The organism is Bradyrhizobium sp. Kon56 (genome assembly GCF_055807635.1).
Window position 1 is genome coordinate 1 of sequence record NZ_JBVVOU010000039.1, and the last position, 19,564, is coordinate 19,564.

A 19,564-nucleotide genomic window follows, 5' to 3' on the forward strand; every position below is an offset into this window, starting at 1 on the left:
GTGCCGGTGCCGTTGATCGTCGCCCCGTTGACCGTCAGCTTGCCGTTGGCATCGACCGTGACGTTACCGGCATTCGCAACCGTCGAGCCCTGGTCGATCGTCAGCGCACCGTTCGCCAGCACTTCGATCGTACCGGTGCTCGCGTTCGTGACCGTCTCGTGGTCCAGCGCGTTGCCGGTGCCGCTGACCTTGAAGGCCGCGTTGTTGTTCAGGATGCCACCGCTCAGCACCGCAGCGCCGGTCAAATCGATCTCGCCATTGCCGGTGACCGTGCCGGTGCCGTTGATCGTCGCCCCGTTGACCGTCAGCTTGCCGTTGGCATCGACCGTGACGTTACCGGCATTCGCGACCGTCGAGCCCTGGTCGATCGTCAGCGCACCGTTCGCCAGCACTTCGATCGTGCCGGTGCCCGCGTTCGTGATTGTTCCATGGTCTAGCGCGTTACCCGTGCCGCTGACCTTGAAGGCCGCGTTGTTGTTCAGGATGCCGCCGCTCAGCACCGCAGCGCCGGTCAAATCGATCTCGCCATTGCCCGTGACAGTCCCGGTACCGCTGATCGTGGCGCCGTTAACTGTCAGCTTGCCAGCGGAATCGATCGTGACGTTGCCGGCATTCGCGACAGTCGAGCCCTGGTCGATCGTCAGCGTGCCGTTCGCCAGCACCTCGATCGTGCCGGTGCTCGCATTCGTGATCGTCTCATGGTCGAGCGCGTTGCCGGTGCCGCTGACCTTGAAGGCCGCATTGTTGTTCAGGATGCCGCCGCTCAGAACCGCGCCGCCGGTCAGATCGATCTCGCCATTGCTGGTGACCGTACCGGCACCATTGATCGTGGCGCCGTTCACCGTCAGCTTGCCGTTGGCATCGACCGTGACGTTGCCGGCATTCGCAACCGTCGAGCCCTGGTCGATCGTCAGCGCGCCGTTCGCTAGCACTTCGATCGTGCCGGTCGTCGCATTCGTGATCGTTTCGTGGTCCAGCGCGTTGCCGCTGCCGCTGACCTTGAAGGCCGCGTTGTTGTTTAGGATGCCGCCGCTCAGCACGGCAGCGCCGGTCAGGTCGATCTCGCCGTTGCCGGTGACAGTCCCGGCACCGTTGAGCGTGGCGCCATTGACTGTCAGCTTGCCGTTGGCATCGACCGTGACGTTACCGGCATTCGCGACCGTCGAGCCCTGGTCGATCGTCAGCGCGCCGTTCGCCAGCACTTCGATCGTGCCGGTGCTCGCATTCGTGACCGTCTCGTGGTCCAGCACGTTGCCGGTGCCGCTGACCTTAAAGACCGCGTTGTTGTTCAGGATGCTGCCGCTCAGCACCGCAGCGCCGGTGAGATCAATCTCACCGTTGCCGGTGACCGTGCCGGTGCCGCTGATCGTGGCGCCGTTGACCGTCAGCTTGCCGGTGGCGTCCACCGTGACGTTGCCGGTGTTGGCGACGCCGGAGCCCTGGTCGATCGTCAGCCAGCCATTCGCCAGCACCTTGATCGTGCCGCCGGACGTGTTTGCGACGGTCTCGTGGGCGAAATCCGCCGTGCCCTTGACGTTGACCGCCCCTGAATTGTTCAGCGTGCCGTTCTTGAGGACGCTGCTGCCGTCGAGTTCCAGCGTGCCGGCGATGGTGACCGTGCCGCCGCTGATGGTGGCGGTGTCGACGATCAGCGTCGTGCCGGCATCGGCCTTCAGCGTGCCGCCGGCATTGTTAATTCCGGCGAGCGTCTTCAGCGTGCCGCCGAACAGCTCGATCGTGCCGGAATTGGTGATTGTGGTGCCGTTGGCGAAATCGCCGCCGCCCTTGAGCGTCAGGTAGCCGGCATTGGTGAGGACGCTGCTGTCCAGGAACTCAGCCTTGCCACCAACCGAGATCGTGCTTGCCGTGAAATTGGTGAGCTTCGAATCGGCCTTGAGGCTGATCTCGCCCGCAATCGTCAACGCACTCTTGTTGATGACTTCCGGCGCCTTGTGGCCGACCGCGGTGTCGTAGTCGTTCATCGTGATCGACTTGGCAAAGGCTGCCGTGTCGATCGTCACCGGATAGGACGGCGTCAGCCCATGCAGCTGGTCGGTGATGACGATGACGTCGTCATTGATGGTCGGGACCGTGCCGGTTGCCCAGTTGGCCGCATCCTTCCAGAAGCCGCCCGAGGGAGCGCCGGGCTTGTCGGTCGCGATCCACACCACGGCGGGAGCGTCGGTGCCGGTGATCGTGACGGTGATGGTCTGCTGCGAGGTGGCGCCTTGCGCGTCCTTGAGCGTCACGGTGTAGACCAGCGTCAGCACCTCACCCTTGGGGATGAAGTCGGCGAGATAGACCGGCAGGTCAGCCAGCGACCAGTTGATGGTGCCGGTGCCGTCTCCGGTGCTATCGGCGCCCGCCGCGATCGCGACCGACATCGCGCTCTGGAACGCCGCAAGCGGCCCCGGCGGAACGGTGCCGTCAGGCAGGGTCGCGCTGCTCAACGCCACCGACACCGTATGCTTGTCGGTGAGATCGACGTCGTCGAAGCTCAGCGTGCCCGACGTGGGAACATCGCTGGTGAGCGGGCCACCCGGCACGCTGGTGCCGCCTTCGAAGATGATGGTCGGAACGCTGGTGGTGATCACCGGCTTGTCGTTGGTGCCGGTGATCGTGATGGTGATGTCGATGGTCGACGTTTCGGGATTGACCGAGAAATTATTGTTGACGCGGACCTTGTAGGTCAGCGTCAACGTTTCGCCCGCCGCGAGGAAGTCGAAGACGTGGTCGGGAATCGTGTAGGTCCAGACCGCCGAGCCGTTGTTGTTGTTACCGGCGGCTGCGGCCACGCTGAGCTGGATCTGCGTTGCCGCGATGTCCTGCTTCTGGAGTGCAGAGAGCGCGCCGGTGACATCCTGCTGGCCGGCGTTCTTGTAGACAAAGTTCGGCGCATCGCCGAGGTCTATGCTCACCGTTGGCAGATCGGCCAGGTTTTGATCGACGAAGGTGATGCGACCGGAGATGGTATCGTAATGAGTTGTGTCGCCGGTCGTGCCCGCGCGCTCGATCATCTCGAACGCCGTCTTCACATTGCCGTTGAGATCGAGGCTTTGACGAACGGGCGGGCCGGGAATGCGGGTGCTGGTCGACGGATTATGGCCGGTCCCCTGCGATCCCGGCTCAGGGAGATGCGTGAAGGTCGCGGTCGCGGTGGCACCGGTATCCGTCTTGATGAAGACAATGTTGCCGGTCTGCGTGATCGAGTCGGTGAAGTTCTGGGTCAGCTTGGTGTTGCTGTTGTTGTCCGTGAACTTCAGCGTGAACACGTCCGTGATCAGCTTCTGGATGTCCGGCGACATCAGCGCATTGGAGATCGAGACGTTGCCGCCGCTGATCTGGATCATCTGGCCGGCCTGGTTGACCGTCGCGATCGGCAGCAGCGTGACCTTGTCGAACAGGATGTAGGAGCCCGTCGTGCCGTTCGGCTCGACCAGCACCTGGAAGCTTGCCTGCGGCTGCGGATCGCCGCCGCCAGCGGGAACGACGAAGTTGATCTGGCTCAGCACCGCCGTACCGCGGATGCCCATGGTGGCGACCGGCGTGTCGACCTTCATGTCGCCGTGCTTAGCGGTCTCACCGGCAACGAAAGTGATGGTGCCTGCGACCAGACTGAGCAGAGAGGAATTGTTCGACCCGTTGGGGTCGTAGACCATATCGTTCAGCACCATCCGCGCATTGGAGGACAGGCCGAACACCGTGCCGTCGATGAACGTAATGCCGAGCGTCGAGTCGCCGCCGGTCGAGACCACGTCGCCCTTCTCGACGTTGTCGCCATTGTTCAGGATGACGGAGACGCCGTTACGGACCGCGGTCGCGCTGCCGGAGAGCTTGGTGACGTGGCCGATGACCTGCGCGGCGGCAATGCCTGAGGCGGCCTGCGCGTATTGCACATGGCCGGTGAGTGCGTTGACGACGTCGCCGGTGAGGTGCGCGCCGTCGGGCGAGGCGATCGCCGCGCGCTTGTCGCCCCTGAAATAATCGTGAACGACGAAATCGTGCCCATCATGAGACAGCACGAGATCGAGACCGGCGCGCTTGAAATCGCCGTTGAAGATCAGGTTCGGGTCGGGAACCACGAATGCGCCATTGGGCACGTGGCCGTGTGCCTTCGCAGTAAAGGAATCGACATGGCCATCGGCGGGCGATCGGGAACCCAAGCCGTCCAAGGAAATCGCGGCGTCAAATTTGCCAGCGTAATTCAATCCGGGCACCAAAAAAGGAGTTAAAATCTAAGTAAGTATCGCTTGCCTAAACTTGCATATCATTACCAAGTCCTTAGCGAAACCACCTATTGCTTGTGTGATTTCGCATCACCAAGCGGTCGATGCTCTCGGACGGCTGGGCACCTGCAGGGAAGCCAAAGTAATCTTTCAAATACTCATAAGTAAAGTAGCGCTTATTTTCGCTCATTTTCAGTAACCTCATGTATTCTATTGCAGAAATCTGGCAATAGATACTTCTGTCATCTTTTGTTCGTGGTGCCCCGCACCACCCTGCGGCAAATACGGGGCCAAATCTGTGATCCAGCTAACAGAACTTGCGAAATAGCCAACCGTTAGCCATAGGGCGCAGAATCAGTTCCACGACAACTTCCGCCTGCGATTGGTCCCTCTTCGCGGCAACCGCCGCCCTCCTAGCGGGCGAATCGTAAAATTTTACGCAATATGAGCAGGCCCGTTTCAGCCTGTTGCCCGGTTTTGGGACCCCAGCCGGGCGCGTTAAGCAGAACAAAACCGCCCGCCTCGCACTATCTCCGCGAAAGCAACAAAGCCCGGCACGTGCAGGTCGAGGGGGACCTGGCGAAGCCGGAAGGGGATGTCAGATGGAGACCGCTGCTCGTTCGCGCGCTTGGCGCGCTATCCTTGTGCTGTGCGGATTGATCCTACTCGGATCGGCCGCCGAGCTTCGCGCTGGCACGCTACTATCGCCGGGAGCCGGCGTCCTCGTGCGTAAATCCGCCGAGCCGTTCGGCGTGTTCGCCTTCGCCATCTCAGCCGGCAGCCTGCAAGAGAAATGGCTCGCGCTGAGGTCCAGGCTCGACGATGACATGGTGCAGCTCGCGCTGTGCGACGGCGACCGGAACAATTGCGCTTCGCCCGCTGCGCTGAAACTGCTCGCGATCGTCGACCAGGCCCGCAGCCGTGACGGCCGCGCCCGGCTGGGCGAAACCAATCGCGCCATCAACCTCGGCATCCGCGCCGCCGATGACGGTTCTGAGGACGTCTGGAGCTCGCCGCTCGCGACCTTCGCGCGTGGCGCCGGGGATTGCGAGGACTATGCCATTGCCAAGCTCGCCGCTCTTAAGCTCGCGGGCATTGCCGCCGAAGATATCCGCATCGTCGTGGTGCGCGACCTCAGGGCCGGCGAAGAGCATGCGATTGCCGCTGCACGGCTCGACGGCCACTGGCTGATGCTCGACAACCGTCGCATGGCAATGGTCGAGGACGACGCTGCACGTAGCTACCAGCCGCTGTTCGTGCTCTACCAGTCGGCCGTGTTGAAATATGTCGACGAGCCCGTGCGGTTCTCGATGATCGCCGCCGAGGCGCGTTGATCTTGTTGTAGCCGGTAAAAAGTACGCTTACCCCACAAAGCCATTTCGCCGCGCGATTCGGGACGCTAGCATGCCCGCGGCTATGCGGGGGCGACTGGAATGCGGTTCATCGTGCTGACTATGCTTGCGCTGCTGGCCTTGCCGGCGGCTCCAGGCTTCGCGCAATCCAGCCCGTCCGACCGCTCCGTCGCCGACAGGCTGCCGCTGTTTGCCAAGAACAACTGCCAGCAGATCCGCGATCCCGGCAATCAATTGTTCTGCGGTGATGCCGAGCTTGCCGCCGCCGCCGAGAAGCTGAGCACGGGAATCGAGGCGCGGCTTGCCCGCCTGCCCGATCGCCTGCCTGGGATCGAGGAGAACGCGATCTGGATCCGCCAGCGCAATCTCGGTTGCGGCATCGTCGGCCAGACCGCGATCCGCGCCGAAGATTTCGACCGGGTGAAGGCATGTCTTCTCAAGGTGACCGATGAGCGCGCAGCGATCGTACGCGATCCGGATTTCGACTGTCTCGCCGCCAACACCGCCGCGGGCGCGCTGATCTGTGCGGACCCGTCGCTGGCGCTGGCCGAGACTGAGTTGAACAGCCAGGTTCTCGGCCTGATCGGCAAGCTCGATCCGACCGCGGCGCGCTTTGCCTTCGCCGAATACGGCCGGTGGACGCGGGAGCGCGATCGCAAATGCAATCTGGTTGGCAAGGAGAACGTGCCGCTCGGGGAGCTCGAGTCCGCGGAGGACTGTCTCGCCGGCTATCTGAAGCACAAGGCTGACGAGATTGGCACGGCGAAAGGCGATCCGAAGAAGGTGTTCGGCCGGCAGGTCGCAGCCCACTCGCCCGACACCGATGCCGTCGATTTCTGCGCCGCGCGAATCCACGCGGCCAATTCCTGCGGCAACTTCCTCCGCATCAACCGCGTCTACGCACTCGACAGCCAGGTGGGCGAGCAGGAGGCGCAGGTCACGGGCGAGATCGAGATGGCCGTGCTGGCGCCCTTCGCCACCTGCAGCAAGATCGCCACGACCTGTACGGGCACCTGCTGGGATGCCAGAACGGGTCGTCCGCAGCCCGGCGTCGGCAACAAGGAGCGCTCCACGGACGCCTTCAACGTCACACGCCGCCTGCGGATCCAGCGCACGTTTGCATTTGTCAAAGCCGCCGATGGCTGGCGCTGCCGGGAAGACGAACTGGCCCCGGTGAATTCAGGCACCGCGGGTGGAGGATCGTAGGGCTGTGTGCTCTCCCTCTCCCGCTCTTCGCAGGGAGAGGGTTGGGGTGAGCGGCTACTTCAGCGAACCCGGTGACAGTTAGATTCTTGGGAGAGCCCCCTCACCCGGATTTGCTGCGCAAATTCCCGCCTCTCCCCGCATGCGGGAAGAGGCGAAGAAATCAAAACATCAGATTGTCCTTCACCAGAACCCAGCGGCCGCCCTTGACCTGCTGCACCTGGGTGATGGTGTTGGCGAGGTGGTCGGTCTTGGAGAATTTGGTCGGCGGCGAGTTGAAGATGTCGAGGAACTTGTCGCCCGATTCCAGCGCGTCCAGCATCTTCTGGCCGGTCAGATCCTTGCCCGCCTTGTTGGCGTAAAACGCGAACGTCATCACCGCATTGTAGCCAATGATGGCCTGCGTGTTGGCATCGGTGCTGAACATCTTCTTGTAGTTGACCAGCCAGTCCTTCACCTTGCCCTTTGCGGTGTCCTCGTAGGGAATCTCGAATCCGGACGCAGCATAGAGGCCTTCGACCGCCTCCTTGCCGAGCATGGGCACCTCCATCACGTTGGTCGGCGTCGCGCCGAGAAAGGTGACCTCCCAGCCGAGCTTCTTGGCTTCCGTCATCGCGCCGATGGGCTCACGGAGCACAGCGCCGAGCACAACGAGGTCGCAGCTGTCGGACTTCATCTTGGCGATCTGCGCGCTGAAGTCGGAGGCACCGCGCTTGTAGCTCGTGATCGAGGCCGGCTGCACCTTCATGGCAGTAAGCTGCTGGTTGAAGCCGTCGAGCACGTTCTTCCCGTACTCGTCGTCCTGATGCATGATGCAGGGTTTCTTGAAGTTCTTCCACTCCATCATGTATTTCAGCGCCGCCCGCGTACTCTCGACATAGGGCAGCAGATTGTTGAACTTCAGCCGCTCCTGCGGCTTGGCGGGATCGAACTTGAACGTGAACTCCGCCGCCGTCAGCGGGAAGAGCTGAAGCACGCCGGCGTCGAGCAGGATATCCTGCGCCGCCAGCACGGTCGGCGAGCCCATTGGCCCCACCATCGCGAAGATCTTGTCGCGCTCGATCAGCTTCTGCGACGCGAGCACGGCCTTCTTCGGATCGTAGCCGCTGTCCTCGACCACAAGCCGAATCTTTCGCCCCTGGACGCCGCCGGCGGCGTTGATCTCCTCGACCGCCATCTTCATGCCGTTCGAGACTGGCACACCCCAGCCCTTGATCGGCCCCGACAGATCCTGATGGGTGCCGATGACGATCTCGGAGGCCGAGATGCCCTCATTGGTGACCTTGGTCTGCGCCGCGGCAGGCAGACAGGTGAGCACCACCGCGCCTGCCGCAAAGCCGAACGTTTTCAACGATCTCGACATTGAAGTCTCCTCTCCTTGGGGCCCTTATGATGCGAAGGGTGGGGCCTTCACTCCTTCGCTGTTATTCAAACAAGATTGTTCAAGCCACCGCCCGCGCCGGATACATCGCGTCGATCTCGGCGGCATAACGCTTGTTCACGAAGCCGCGCTTCAGCTTCATGGTTGGCGTCAGCTCTTCGTCCTCCGGGGTGAGCTGGCGTTCGATCAGATAGAATCTCTTGATGGTCTCGACGCGGGCGAAATTGGCATTGACCGTTTCGATTTCGCGCCAGATCAGGTCCTGGATCTCCGCCGCGCGGCACAGGCTGGCATAATTGGTGAAGGGGATGTCGTGGTCCTGCGCGAATTTCTCGACATTCTCCTGGTCGATCATCACGAGGCAGGTGAGGTATGGCCGCTTGTCGCCGATCACCACGGAATCCGAGATGTAGGGCGAGAATTTCAGCTGATTCTCGATCTCGGACGGCGTGACGTTCTTGCCGCCCGAGGTGATGATGATGTCCTTCATCCGGTCGGTGATGCGGACGAAGCCCTCATTGTCGATGGTGCCGACGTCGCCGGTATGCAGCCAACCGCGATGGTCGATGGTCTCGGCTGTCCTCTCCGGCTGGTTCAGGTAGCCCATGAACAGGAAGTCGCCCCTGATCAGGATTTCCCCCTCGGGTGACAGCGCGACTTCGCCCCAGGAAACCGCCTTGCCTACCGAGCCGAGCTTGATCCGCTCCGCCGGCATCATGGTGGCGACCCCGCAATTCTCGGTCTGGCCGTAGACCTCGTGAATGTCGATGCCGAGCGCGAGATACCAGCGGATCAGCTCCGGCGCGATTGGCGCCGCGCCGGTGAAGGCGATGCGGCAACGGTCGAGCCCGATCATGCGTCGGATGTTGCGGAAGACGAGCCGGTAAGCGATGCCGTTGGCGAGGCGCAACGGCAGCGGCGGCGGCTTGCCTTCAATCCTGCAATCGACCATGCGATAGCCGATGTCGATGGCGCGGCGGTAGACCCATTGCTGCAACGGCGTCGCATCCTTCAGCGCGATGGTGATCGCGGAATAGAATTTCTCCCAGATCCGCGGCACCGCGAGGAAGATGGTCGGCTGCACCTCGCGCAGATTGTCCGGCACAGTCTCCGGACTCTCGGCAAAATTCATCACCGAGCCAAGCGCGACCGAGATGTAATAGCCGCCGATCCGTTCGGCGACGTGGCAAAGCGGCAGGAAGATCAGCCGGTCCTCGTTCTCGCGCGCCGGAATGAAATCGTTGGCGTGCCGCATCTGGTGCGTGACGCTACGGTTGGCGTGCATGGCGCCCTTGGGCGGACCCGTGGTGCCGGATGTATAGACGAGGACCGCGAGATCGCTTGCGCTACGACTGTCGACCATCTCCTGCCACAGCGCCTCGCGGCCGGCCATGTGGTTGCGCCCCAGCGCGCGAAACTCGTCGAGCGACATCACCATCTCATCGGAGAAGCCGCTGAGGCCCTCCATGTCGAACACGATGATCCTTCGCAGAGACGGGCAGCGTGCGCGACAGGCCAGGATCTTGTCGAGTTGCTCCTCGTCCTCGGCGAAGATCACCTTCGTCCGGGAATCGTTGACGAGATATTCGACCTGGGATGAGGCATCGGTCGGATAGATCCCGGAAGAGACGCCGCCGGCGCACAGAATGCCCATGTCGACATGGACCCATTCCGGCACGGCGTTGGCGATGATGGAAGCAACGTCGCCAGGCCTGACGCCGATGGCATGCAGCGCGTAGGCGACCTCCTTCGAGATCTCCAGCCATTCGCGCCAGCTGGTCGGCTGCCAGATCCCGAATTTCTTCTCGCGTATAGCCGGCCTGTCGCCGCGCGTCTCCGCGGCGCGCAAAAAGCTTTTCGCGATCGTGTCAGCGACCGTCAGCACCGCCGGTCGGGCCATGCACGTCTCCTCCCTGTCGCGTTCCCCTCCGCTGCCTGCCTTGCCGGCGGTCTATATTGGCGGATGGGCATTGGTATTTAAGGCTTTTTCTAACGCCAAGTCTTCCCTTAACGCCAAGTCTTCCTCTAACGCCAAGTCTTCTTCTTTTTCCAGCGCCGCTCGCCTCGTGCGCCCGCTTCCTTGGCGCCAAGATAGAATTCCTGGATGTCCTTCGAATGCATCAAACGGTCGCAGCTGTCGTTCATCACGATCCGGCCGATCTCCAGTACATAGCCATAATGCGCCGTCTCCAGCGCCACCTTGGCGTTCTGCTCGACCAGCAGGATCGACATGCCCTGCTCCTCATTGACGCGACGGATGATCGCGAAGATTTCCTTCACCAGGATCGGCGACAGCCCGAGCGAGGGCTCGTCGAGCAGCAACAGAGTCGGCCGGTTCATCAACGCGCGGCCGATCGCGAGCATCTGCTGCTCGCCGCCGGAGAGCTGTCCGGCCGGCTGGTTGATGCGCTCCTTCAGCCGCGGGAAATAGCCGTAGACGCGCTCCAGATCGTCCGCAACGCCGTTACGATCCTTGCGCGGATAGGCCCCCATCATCAGGTTCTCGCGCACGGACAGGAACGGGAACACCTCGCGTCCCTCCGGCACGTGGCTGAGGCCCAGCCGCACGATCCTGTCCGCCTCCATGCGCTGGATCGACTTGCCCATGAACTCGATGGCGCCCTTCTGCGGATCGAGAATGCCCGAGATCGTCTTCAGCACCGTCGTCTTGCCGGCGCCGTTGGCGCCCAGCAGCGTGACGATGCGGCCGCGCGGCACTTCGAGCGAGATGCCGCGGATCGCCATGATCGGCCCGTAATAGCTCTCGATGTTGGAGAGTTTCAGGATGATATCTGGTGTCGCCACGGCATCCATCGCGTCAGGCTCCCAGATAGGCGGCGACGACATCGGGGTGCTGCTGCACTTCGGCCGGCGAGCCCATCGCCAGCACCCTGCCGTAGTTCAGCGCGATGACGCGGTCGGAGACGCGGTTGACCAGCGACATATCGTGCTCGACCATGAGCACGGTGACGCCGAGCTCGCTCTTCAGGTCGCGGATCCAGAACGACATGTCGTCGGTCTCCTCCACGTTGAGGCCGGAGGACGGCTCGTCGAGCAGGATCAGCTTCGGCTCCGAGCACAGCGCGCGCGCCAGCTCGATCACCTTGCGCACGCCGTAAGGCAGACCCGAGATCAGCTTGTCGCGGTAGGGCTCGAGATCGAGGAATTCGATGACCTGTTCGACCCTGCGGCGATGCACCTTCTCGTCGGCGCGCACGCCCGGCAGGAACAACAGCTCCTGCCAAAGCTGCGTGGTCGAATGCCGGTGGCGGCCGACCAACAGGTTCGACAACACCGTCGCATTCTCGAACAGTTCGATGTTCTGGAACGTGCGGGCGATGCCGAGCCTTGCGATGTCGTGGGGCGGCTGCTCCGTGATGTCCTGGTCTTCGAAGAAGATGCGACCCGAGGTCGGGCGGTAGATCCGCGAAATCAGGTTGAAAATCGAGCTCTTGCCGGCACCGTTGGGCCCGATGATCGAGAGGATCTCGCCCTTCTCGACCGCGAACGACACCGCATCGACGGCCTTCAGCCCACCGAAATGCAGGGACAAGTTCTCGGCGCGAAAATAGCTCATCGGTTGCGCTCCGACTTCACGTAGATCTTCTGCCGCTTGAAGGTGGCGCGCTTGTAGAGCGGGAACAGCTGGAAGAAGAGTTTGATCTTGAGCCAGCGGCCGTAAAGCCCGAGCGGCTCGAACAGCACGAACAATACGATGATGATGCCGTAGATCGCGCCTTTCAGGCCGTTGAGCGAGGCAAAGGCCGCGACCTTGGACTGGACATTGGCTGCGGCTTGCGTGCCCGCTCCGAAGGTCGCTGCAATGCCGGCGATGATGCCGGGCATGTCGTCCTTGAGGTAGGTCAGGAACGGATCGATCATCACGATGAAGATTGCCCCCAGCACCGCGCCGTGCAGGCTGAAGGTGCCGCCGATCAGGATTACGATGATGAACTCGATCGAGAGTTGGAGCGTGAACATCTCCGGCGAGATGAAGGAGAGCTTGTGCGCAAACAACACGCCGGCGAAGCCGGTGATCGCCGCGGAGATCGCAAAGGACTTCACCTTGTACAGCGCGACATTGACGCCCATGCTGCGCGCAGCGGTCTCGCTGTCGCGGATCGCGACGAAGGCGCGCCCGGTGGGCGAACGCAGCAGATTGAGCGTACCGACGATGGTCAGCACCAGCACGGCGAGGCAGAGGAAATAGAAAGTGGGGCTGTCGCGCGGCACCGCAACGCCGAGCAGCGACAGCGTCTTCACCCGCATGCCCTCGTTGCCGTGGGTCACGCTCTCCCAACGCGCCAGGATCTCCTCGACGATCAAGGCGAAGGAGATAGTGGCGATGACGAGGTAGATGCCCTGGAGCCGCAGCGCGGGAAAGCCGACCAACGCGCCAATGCAACCGGACAGAAGGCCTGCGGCGAGGAAGTAGACCGGGAACGGCACGTTGTACGTCTGCAAGTACGCCGCCGTGTAGGCGCCGATCGCGAGGAACGCCGCGTGCCCGAGCGAGGCCTGCCCGGTGAAACCGGTCAGGATCAGCAGCGCCACGCCGACGGTCGCATAGATGCAGACGAAGACGAGCTGGCTCATCAGATAGCTGGAGAGCACATAGGGCGCGATCAGCAGCACGGCCAGCAGGAGACCGTATGAGACGTAATAGCCCGAATGCGGAAACAGCCTGATGTCGTCCTCGTAGTCGGTCTTGAACAGGAAGCGCATGCGTTCAGACCTTCTTGCGGACGTGAAGGCCGAACAGGCCTTCGGGCTTGAGCAAGAGCACGGCGAGCAGCACGATGTAGGGCGCGACGTCCTTCCAGCCCTCGGCCAGATAGAAGCCCGCCATGCTCTCGATGACGCCGATCAGGACGCCGCCGACCACGGCGCCGGGGATCGAGCCGAAGCCGCCGAGCACGGCGGCCGGAAACGCCTTGAGGCCGAGCACGAGGCCGACATTAGAATGGATGAAGGTGATCGGCGCCAGCAGCACGCCGGCGCAGGTCGCGACCGCCGCGCTAATCGCCCAGACGATCGACACCACGCGCTTGACCGGAATGCCCATGTAATAGGCCGCGAGCATGTTCTCGGAACTGGCGCGCATCGCAGTGCCGAGCGTGGTCTTGTTGAAGAACAGATAGAGCAGCGTGCACAGGATCATGGTCGCCGCGATCACCGAGAGCTTGTCGTAGGCGAGCACCAGCGGGCCGATGCGCAGCACGCCCTGGCTAAACGGCGTCTCGATCTTCAGATCATCGGTCCCCCAGATCATGCCTGCGATCGAGCGCAGGAAATAGCCGAGCCCGATGGTGGCCATGATGATGGAGAATTGCGGATAGCCGAGGATCGGCCGCACCACCACGCGCTCGGCCAGCATGCCGAACAGCGCCATCGCCGCCACCGCACCGGCAAAGCCGATCCAGTAGTTCAGCCCCATCATGCCGATGAAGGTGAAGGAAAAGAAGCCGCCCAGCATCATCAAATCGCCCTGGGCGAAATTGACGACCTCGGTGGCTTTGTAGACAAGCACGAAGCCGAGCGCGATCAGGCCGTAGACGCAGCCGAGCGCAACACCGCTGACCAGCTGCTGAACGAAATCCAGCATCGTCGCGCATCCTCCCGATACAACCGGCGGTTCTTCCTGACCGCCTTGCCGCATCTTGTGTTCAGTCGCTACGCAGTCGTTTCGCTGCGTTCGCGCCATTCGTCCCTTCACCAATTCAGCCTGAACCGCCAAGCGCTGTCAACAAACGGTGACTTGCCATTAGTCCAATCCGGATGACGGAATTTGCGGCAGCGCGATTCACGGTGCCGAAACATCTTCGGGGCATGGTCGCGAGCGATGCAAAACCGCAAGGTGTGGCCGTGATGAAGCGGGACGACTCGGCGCTCGAAGTCATGGGGTTAACGAAGTGTTTTGACCGTCTGGCGGTCGATAACCTCGATCTCACCATCCATGCCGGCGAATTCTATGCGCTGGTCGGCCCCAACGGCGCCGGCAAGACCACCACTTTGCGCATGGTTGCAGGCCTTTTGCGGCCCGATGCCGGCTCGGTCTCCATCTTCGGCATCGATGCGCTCCAAAACCCCGTCGCCGCCAAGCAGGTGATGGCGTGGGTCTCCGACGAGCCCATGATCTATGACAAGCTCACGCCGCTCGAATATCTCGAGTTCATAGCCGGTCTGTGGGGCATCGCACCATCGGCCTCGGAACCGGTCGCCGCGGAGCTCCTGAACTCGCTCGGGCTCGAGCCGCACCGGCACGAACGCTGCGAGGGCTTTTCCAAGGGCATGCGCCAGAAGGTCGCCCTCGCCGGCGCCCTGGTGCACGATCCCCGCCTCATCATCCTCGACGAGCCGCTGACGGGACTGGACGCCGTCTCCGCCCGCCATGTCAAGGGACTCCTGAGCGAGCGCGTCCGCGCCGGCTGCACCGTCATCATGACCACGCATATCCTCGAGGTCGCCGAACGCATGGCCGACCGCATCGGCGTGATCGCAGCCGGCCGCCTGGTTGCCGAGGGCACGCTGACTGAGCTCCGGCAGCAAAACGGGCACGCCGATACCAGCCTGGAAGATCTCTTCATCGCGCTGGTGACCCTCCAGGAAGCCGCATGAGCTCGGCCACCGCGCTGTCCTGGTTCGCCCGCCACGAGCTCCGGCTCGCCTGGCGCGAATGGCTCGCCATGATGACCGGCGGGCGGCGCAATCGAACGCGTGCCGCGGTGATCGGCCTGCTGTTCTTCGCGGCGCTGCTGCACGTCCCGGCCTGGGCGGTGATCGGCCGCTTCGCCGACCTGCAATTGCCGCTCGACAAATCCTCGCTGATCGTGATTTCGGCGACAATTTTTCTGGCCTGGACGCTGATGCTGTCACAGGCGATCGAATCGGTGACGCGGGTGTTCTACGCACGCGCCGATCTCGACCTCATCATGTCCTCACCCGCGACGCTGGCCAATCTGTTCTCGGTGCGCATCGCCGCGATCGCGCTCGCCATCACGGTGATGGCGCTGCTGTTCTCGACACCCTTCATCGACGTGCTGGTGTTCGGGGGCGGCGCGCGCTGGCTTGCAGCGTTCGGCGTCGTCGTCGCGATGGGCCTGTCGGCCGCAGCGATCGCGATCGCCGTCACCATCCTGCTGTTCCGCCTGATCGGTCCGGCGCGGACACGGTTCGTCGCCCAGATCCTCGCCGCCATCATCGGCGCCGGCTTCGTGATCGCGCTCCAGGTGGCGGCGATCATGTCCTACGGCACGCTGTCGCGCTTCACCATCCTGACCTCGGGTAGCTTGGCCGCTTACGCGCCCGATGCCGACAGCATCTGGTGGTGGCCGGCGCGGGCGGCGATGGGGGATGCCGAAGCGCTGCTGCTGCTCCTGGCGCTCGGCCTCGTGCTGCTCGGAGGCGTCATGGCGATCTTCTCGGGCCGCTTTGCGGACACGGCGATCGATGCCGCCGCCTATGGCGCGTCCGGCCGTCGCAGCGCGAAGGAGCGCCCGTTCCGCGGCGGATCGCGGCAGCATGCCCTACGGCGCAAGGAATTTTCGCTGCTCTGGCGCGATCCCTGGCTGATCTCGCAGACGCTGATGCAGCTGCTCTATCTGGTGCCGCCGGCATTGCTGCTCTGGCGCAACTTTGCCGACAGCTCCGCGGCGCTGACGCTGATCACGCCCGTCATCGTCATGGCGGCGGGACAACTCGCCGGCGGGCTTGCCTGGCTGACGCTCTCGGGCGAGGACGCGCGCGACCTGGTTGCGACCGCGCCATTGCCGCCGTCCAGCGTCATCCGCGCCAAGATAGAGGTGGTGCTGATCGCGATCGGCGTCATCTTCTGCCCGCTGATCGCGGCGCTCGCTTTCGCCTCGGCGTTCCAGGCCGCGGTCAGCGCCGGTGCGGTCATCGTCAGTGCGGCCTCCGCCACCGCAATCCAGCTCTGGTTCCGGGTGCAAGCCCGGCGCAGCCAATTCCGCCGCCGCCAGACCTCGTCGCGGCTTGCGACCTTTGCCGAGGCGTTCTCCTCGATCGGCTGGGCTGCCAGCGCCGCGCTGGTGCTCACGCTGCCCATCGTCGGCCTCGTCAGCAGCCTGATCACCGCGAGCCTCGTCGCCCTCACCTGGAAGTTCAGCCCGCGGCGGGAGTAGTAAAGGCGCGAATCATAGGGCGGCGTGACGGTGCGACACTGACGCGCTGTTGATCGCGCGCTGTTGGCCACGCGCTGCATTGCAAGCTAGACTTTCCCCTGAAGTCATCGGGGATGAATTCATGCGACGACTGGTTTCGGCCGCTCTGGCGCTGTTCGGCGCATTCCTCTCACCTGCCATCGCCCAGCAGTCGCAGCGCAGCGAATGCTTGGCGATGGCGAATGCTGCGCCGCGCCTCATGTCGGTCGCGTTCAGGCAGGCGGCGGCTGCGCCCGAGGTCGAGATCACCTATGCCGGCCATTCCACCTATTTCATCGACACGCCGGGCGGCTTACGCATCGCCACCGACTATAGCGGGGCCTACCAGGTGGGCCGGCTGCCCGATGTCGTCACCATGAACCGGGCCCACAGCACGCACTACTCTTTATATCCCGACAAGCGCATTCCTCGTGTGCTGCATGGCTGGGGCGAGGACGGCAAGCCGGCCATCGTGTCGGAGCGCATCGGCGACACCTTCATCCGCAACGTCACGACCGACATCCGTCGCTATTTCGGCGACGATGCCGGCGCCGACATGATCCGTGACGGCAACTCCATCTTCATCTTCGAGGTGGCGGGCCTCTGCATCGGCCATCTCGGCCATCTTCACCACAAGCTCTATGACAGCCACTTCGCCCAGATCGGGCGGCTCGACATCGTGATGGTGCCGATCGACGGCACCTACACCATGTCGCTCGACGGCGTCTCCGAGATCACCAAGCGGCTGCGCGCCTCGGTGGTGCTGCCGATGCACCGCTTCGCCACCCCGCTCGACGATTTCATGCAACGCATCGGCCAGCAGTTCGAGATCGACCGGCGCATGGAACGAAGTTTCCGGATGTCCCGAGATGCGTTGCCGTCGAAGCCGACGGTGATCATCCTCGACGGGGTGTGACGCAATTTTCTCCAAGTCGGCTGCCGGCCGGTCGTGCTGATCTCCCGCAAAGGGAGATCGACATGACCGACTTTGCGAGATTATTGCACGCGGACGGACCGAACCCCCAGCACGCGGCGGCACTCCAGCTTTATGGCCGCTTCGTCGGCGATTGGGACGCCGAGATCACCGCCCATGGACCCGATGGAACGAAACACACCGCGCCCGGCGAAATCCATTTCGGCTGGGTGCTGGAGGGCCGCGCCGTGCAAGACGTCTGGATCATTCCGCGCCCGGCCGGCAGCCCGGCCTTGCCGATCGCCGGCAATTGGTACGGCACGACGCTGCGGGTCTACGATCCGACCATCGATGCCTGGCGGATTTCATGGTTCGATCCCGGCCGCTGCATATTCCGCCAGCAGATCGGCCGTCCACGCGATGCCGACATCGTGCAGGAAGGCACGACCGAAGCTGGCGACCTGACGCGCTGGAGTTTTACGGAAGTCACCGAGGATTTCTTCCACTGGCTCGGCGAGGTCAAGCCGGCCACCGCAACCGATTGGCGGCTGGTGGTCGATGTGAGGGCGAAGCGGCGCAAGGGTTGACGCCGGCGCCGCTGTACCGCGATGACGGGCGCGATTGCGCAACGCGCGTTGGTGCATGCGAGGACGAGGTGCTAGGCTCCCAAAACAAGAAGCATACATCAAGGGAGCGCACGCCGATGGCTGCAAGCGGTTTGCCCGCCAACACGAGCGGGCTATTCGTCGAGCCGCGCGAGGACTGGCTCGCGCTGCATCAGGAGGAGATCATCGATCCCTCACGGCCGATCGTCGATCCCCATCACCATCTCTGGAATCGCGGGCACCGCTATCTGATCGAGGAGATGGCGGCAGATATCGCCTCCGGCCACAACGTCATCGCCACCGTCTATGTCGATTGCCGCTCGATGTATCGCGCGCACGGGCCGGAGGCGTTCCGGCCGGTGGGCGAAGTCGAGTTCGCCAATGGCGTCGCCGCGATGAGCGCCAGCGGCGGTTACGGCAAGGCCGCGATTTGCGCCGGCATCGTCAGCCACGTCAATCTGCTGCTCGGCGATGCCGCACAACCCGTGTTGGAGGCCGAGATCGCGGCGGGCAACGGTCGCTTCCGCGGCATCCGGCATTCCTCGGCCTGGGACCAGGATCCTGCTGTCGCCGGCATGTATGCGAGCCGGCCGCAGGGATTGCTGCAGGACCCGACCTTCCGCAAGGGCTTTGCCTGCCTCGCGCCGCTCAACCTGAGCTTCGACGCTTGGCTGTTCCATCCGCAAATCGGCGAGCTGACCGAGCTCGCCCGCGCATTTCCCGACACCAGGATCGTGCTCGACCATTGCGGCGGCCCGGCCGGAATCGGCCGCTTTGCCGGGCGACGCGAGGAGGTGTTTCCGCAATGGCGCGCCTCGATCCGGGAGATCGCCAAATGCGAGAACGTGGTGGTGAAGCTCGGCGGGCTCGCGATGTGCCTGCTCGGCTACGACTTCCATTTGCGCGCGAGTCCGCCATCATCCAAGGAGCTTGCCGCGGCGTGGCGGCCTTACATCGAAACCTGCATCGAGGCGTTTGGACCCGAGCGCGCGATGTTCGAGAGCAACTTCCCGCCGGACAAGGGCCAGTGCAGCTACCAGGTGATCTTCAACACGTTCAAGCGTATCGCGGCGCCCCTGAGCGAGACCGAGAAGACGGCGTTGTTCTCGCAGACCGCGAGCAATTTCTACCGGCTCGATTTGCCTTAAAGGGATTGGCGCCATGACGAGAACAGGGGCCGGGATGTTGATCCCGGCCCCTGTTCCGTCGTGACCGCTGGGAAGCGTCCTTGAACTGTTTGAACTCTAATTTGCGCCCATCAGCGAGGCCGGACGGCGCTCGCCGGTGGCGACGAAGATCTTCTTGAGCTTGTTGACGACGCGGATCAGGAAGCCGATCATCACGGGATTGGTCTTGCGGCAGAAGGCGATCTTCTTGACGTGGCCTTCGACATGCCATTTGGCATGCGCGCCGTCGCGGAAGAAGATGACGTCGCCTGGGCCGTAGCGCTTCGGCGGCATGCCGTCGCTTTCGAGCACGATCGATCCTTCCATGATCATGATCGTCTCGTCGATATCGTAGTACCAGTTGAAGCGCCCTTCGGTGCAGGCCCAGATGATGGTCGAAGCGGTGCCGTCGGCGCTGGTGGACAGGATGTGCGAGCGCGACACCGGATTGCCTTCGATAATCCAGGACGGCTCGATCGGCCGGAGCTCGAGATCTACATTGCAATGACTGATTTCAATCAATGTGCGCGACATCTGTTTCCTCGGGGGATAAAATATG

The 19,564-nt window shown here is 63.2% G+C and carries 15 protein-coding genes; 7 read left to right on the forward strand and 8 right to left on the reverse strand.

Features of this window, described 5'->3' with window-relative positions:
• The coding region (locus AC0L3B_RS34320) for a beta strand repeat-containing protein (RefSeq protein WP_473381916.1) at positions 1–4,208 on the reverse strand (4,208 nt) is incomplete at its 3' end.
• A 620-nt stretch (positions 4,209–4,828) separates the two neighbouring features.
• Here AC0L3B_RS34320 and AC0L3B_RS34325 point away from each other — a divergent pair.
• Both AC0L3B_RS34325 and AC0L3B_RS34330 read left to right on the forward strand, forming a co-directional pair.
• On the forward strand, positions 4,829–5,560 hold the full coding sequence (locus tag AC0L3B_RS34325) for a transglutaminase-like cysteine peptidase (RefSeq protein WP_085349301.1): 732 nt from the start codon (positions 4,829–4,831) through the stop codon (positions 5,558–5,560).
• 99 nt (positions 5,561–5,659) lie between these two features.
• The gene (locus tag AC0L3B_RS34330) at positions 5,660–6,784 is read left to right on the forward strand and encodes a lysozyme inhibitor LprI family protein (RefSeq protein ID WP_085349300.1); all 1,125 of its coding nucleotides are present in this window, start codon (positions 5,660–5,662) and stop codon (positions 6,782–6,784) included.
• Positions 6,785–6,944: 160 nt separating this feature from the next.
• Here the strand turns inward: AC0L3B_RS34330 and AC0L3B_RS34335 are convergent, their stop codons facing one another.
• From AC0L3B_RS34335 to AC0L3B_RS34360, 6 genes are all read right to left on the reverse strand, one after another.
• Positions 6,945–8,144 carry an ABC transporter substrate-binding protein gene (locus AC0L3B_RS34335; RefSeq protein ID WP_026233521.1) on the reverse strand — a complete coding sequence of 400 codons (1,200 nt, stop codon included), beginning with the start codon at positions 8,142–8,144 and terminating at the stop codon, positions 6,945–6,947.
• 79 nt (positions 8,145–8,223) lie between these two features.
• Positions 8,224–10,062 carry an AMP-dependent synthetase/ligase gene (locus tag AC0L3B_RS34340; RefSeq protein ID WP_204513224.1) on the reverse strand — a complete coding sequence of 613 codons (1,839 nt, stop codon included), beginning with the start codon at positions 10,060–10,062 and terminating at the stop codon, positions 8,224–8,226.
• Between the two features lie 125 nt (positions 10,063–10,187).
• Positions 10,188–10,976 (reverse strand): ABC transporter ATP-binding protein, encoded by a 789-nt coding sequence (locus AC0L3B_RS34345; protein ID WP_085349342.1) that lies wholly within the window; start codon positions 10,974–10,976, stop codon positions 10,188–10,190.
• A 4-nt stretch (positions 10,977–10,980) separates the two neighbouring features.
• A complete protein-coding gene (locus AC0L3B_RS34350; protein ID WP_018458187.1) occupies positions 10,981–11,739 on the reverse strand; it encodes an ABC transporter ATP-binding protein in 759 nt (252 codons plus the stop codon).
• On the reverse strand, positions 11,736–12,887 hold the full coding sequence (locus tag AC0L3B_RS34355) for a branched-chain amino acid ABC transporter permease (RefSeq protein WP_018458186.1): 1,152 nt from the start codon (positions 12,885–12,887) through the stop codon (positions 11,736–11,738). The genes AC0L3B_RS34350 and AC0L3B_RS34355 overlap by 4 nt, the downstream gene beginning before the upstream one ends.
• 4 nt (positions 12,888–12,891) lie before the next feature.
• Positions 12,892–13,767, reverse strand: coding sequence for a branched-chain amino acid ABC transporter permease (locus tag AC0L3B_RS34360; protein ID WP_473381917.1), 876 nt, complete (start codon positions 13,765–13,767; stop codon positions 12,892–12,894).
• Positions 13,768–14,030: 263 nt separating this feature from the next.
• Between AC0L3B_RS34360 and AC0L3B_RS34365 the strand changes: the two genes are divergently transcribed.
• From AC0L3B_RS34365 to AC0L3B_RS34385, 5 genes are all read left to right on the forward strand, one after another.
• Complete coding sequence (locus AC0L3B_RS34365; RefSeq protein WP_473381918.1) at positions 14,031–14,780, forward strand: ABC transporter ATP-binding protein; 750 nt, start codon at positions 14,031–14,033, stop codon at positions 14,778–14,780.
• Positions 14,777–16,303, forward strand: coding sequence for a permease (locus AC0L3B_RS34370; protein WP_473381920.1), 1,527 nt, complete (start codon positions 14,777–14,779; stop codon positions 16,301–16,303). The genes AC0L3B_RS34365 and AC0L3B_RS34370 overlap by 4 nt, the downstream gene beginning before the upstream one ends.
• Positions 16,304–16,424: 121 nt before the next feature.
• Positions 16,425–17,237, forward strand: a complete 813-nt coding sequence (locus AC0L3B_RS34375; protein WP_473381922.1) for an MBL fold metallo-hydrolase — start codon at positions 16,425–16,427, stop codon at positions 17,235–17,237.
• A 62-nt stretch (positions 17,238–17,299) separates the two neighbouring features.
• Positions 17,300–17,821: a hypothetical protein gene (locus AC0L3B_RS34380; RefSeq protein WP_018458181.1), complete on the forward strand. Its 522-nt coding sequence runs from the start codon at positions 17,300–17,302 to the stop codon at positions 17,819–17,821.
• 116 nt (positions 17,822–17,937) lie between these two features.
• Entirely contained in the window at positions 17,938–18,987 is a 1,050-nt protein-coding gene (locus AC0L3B_RS34385) for an amidohydrolase family protein (protein WP_085358037.1), read from the forward strand.
• A gap of 96 nt (positions 18,988–19,083) precedes the next feature.
• On the opposite strand, the gene AC0L3B_RS34390 is transcribed toward AC0L3B_RS34385, so the two are convergent.
• Positions 19,084–19,539: a cupin domain-containing protein gene (locus AC0L3B_RS34390; RefSeq protein ID WP_018458179.1), complete on the reverse strand. Its 456-nt coding sequence runs from the start codon at positions 19,537–19,539 to the stop codon at positions 19,084–19,086.
• Between the last annotated feature and the right edge of the window lie 25 nt (positions 19,540–19,564).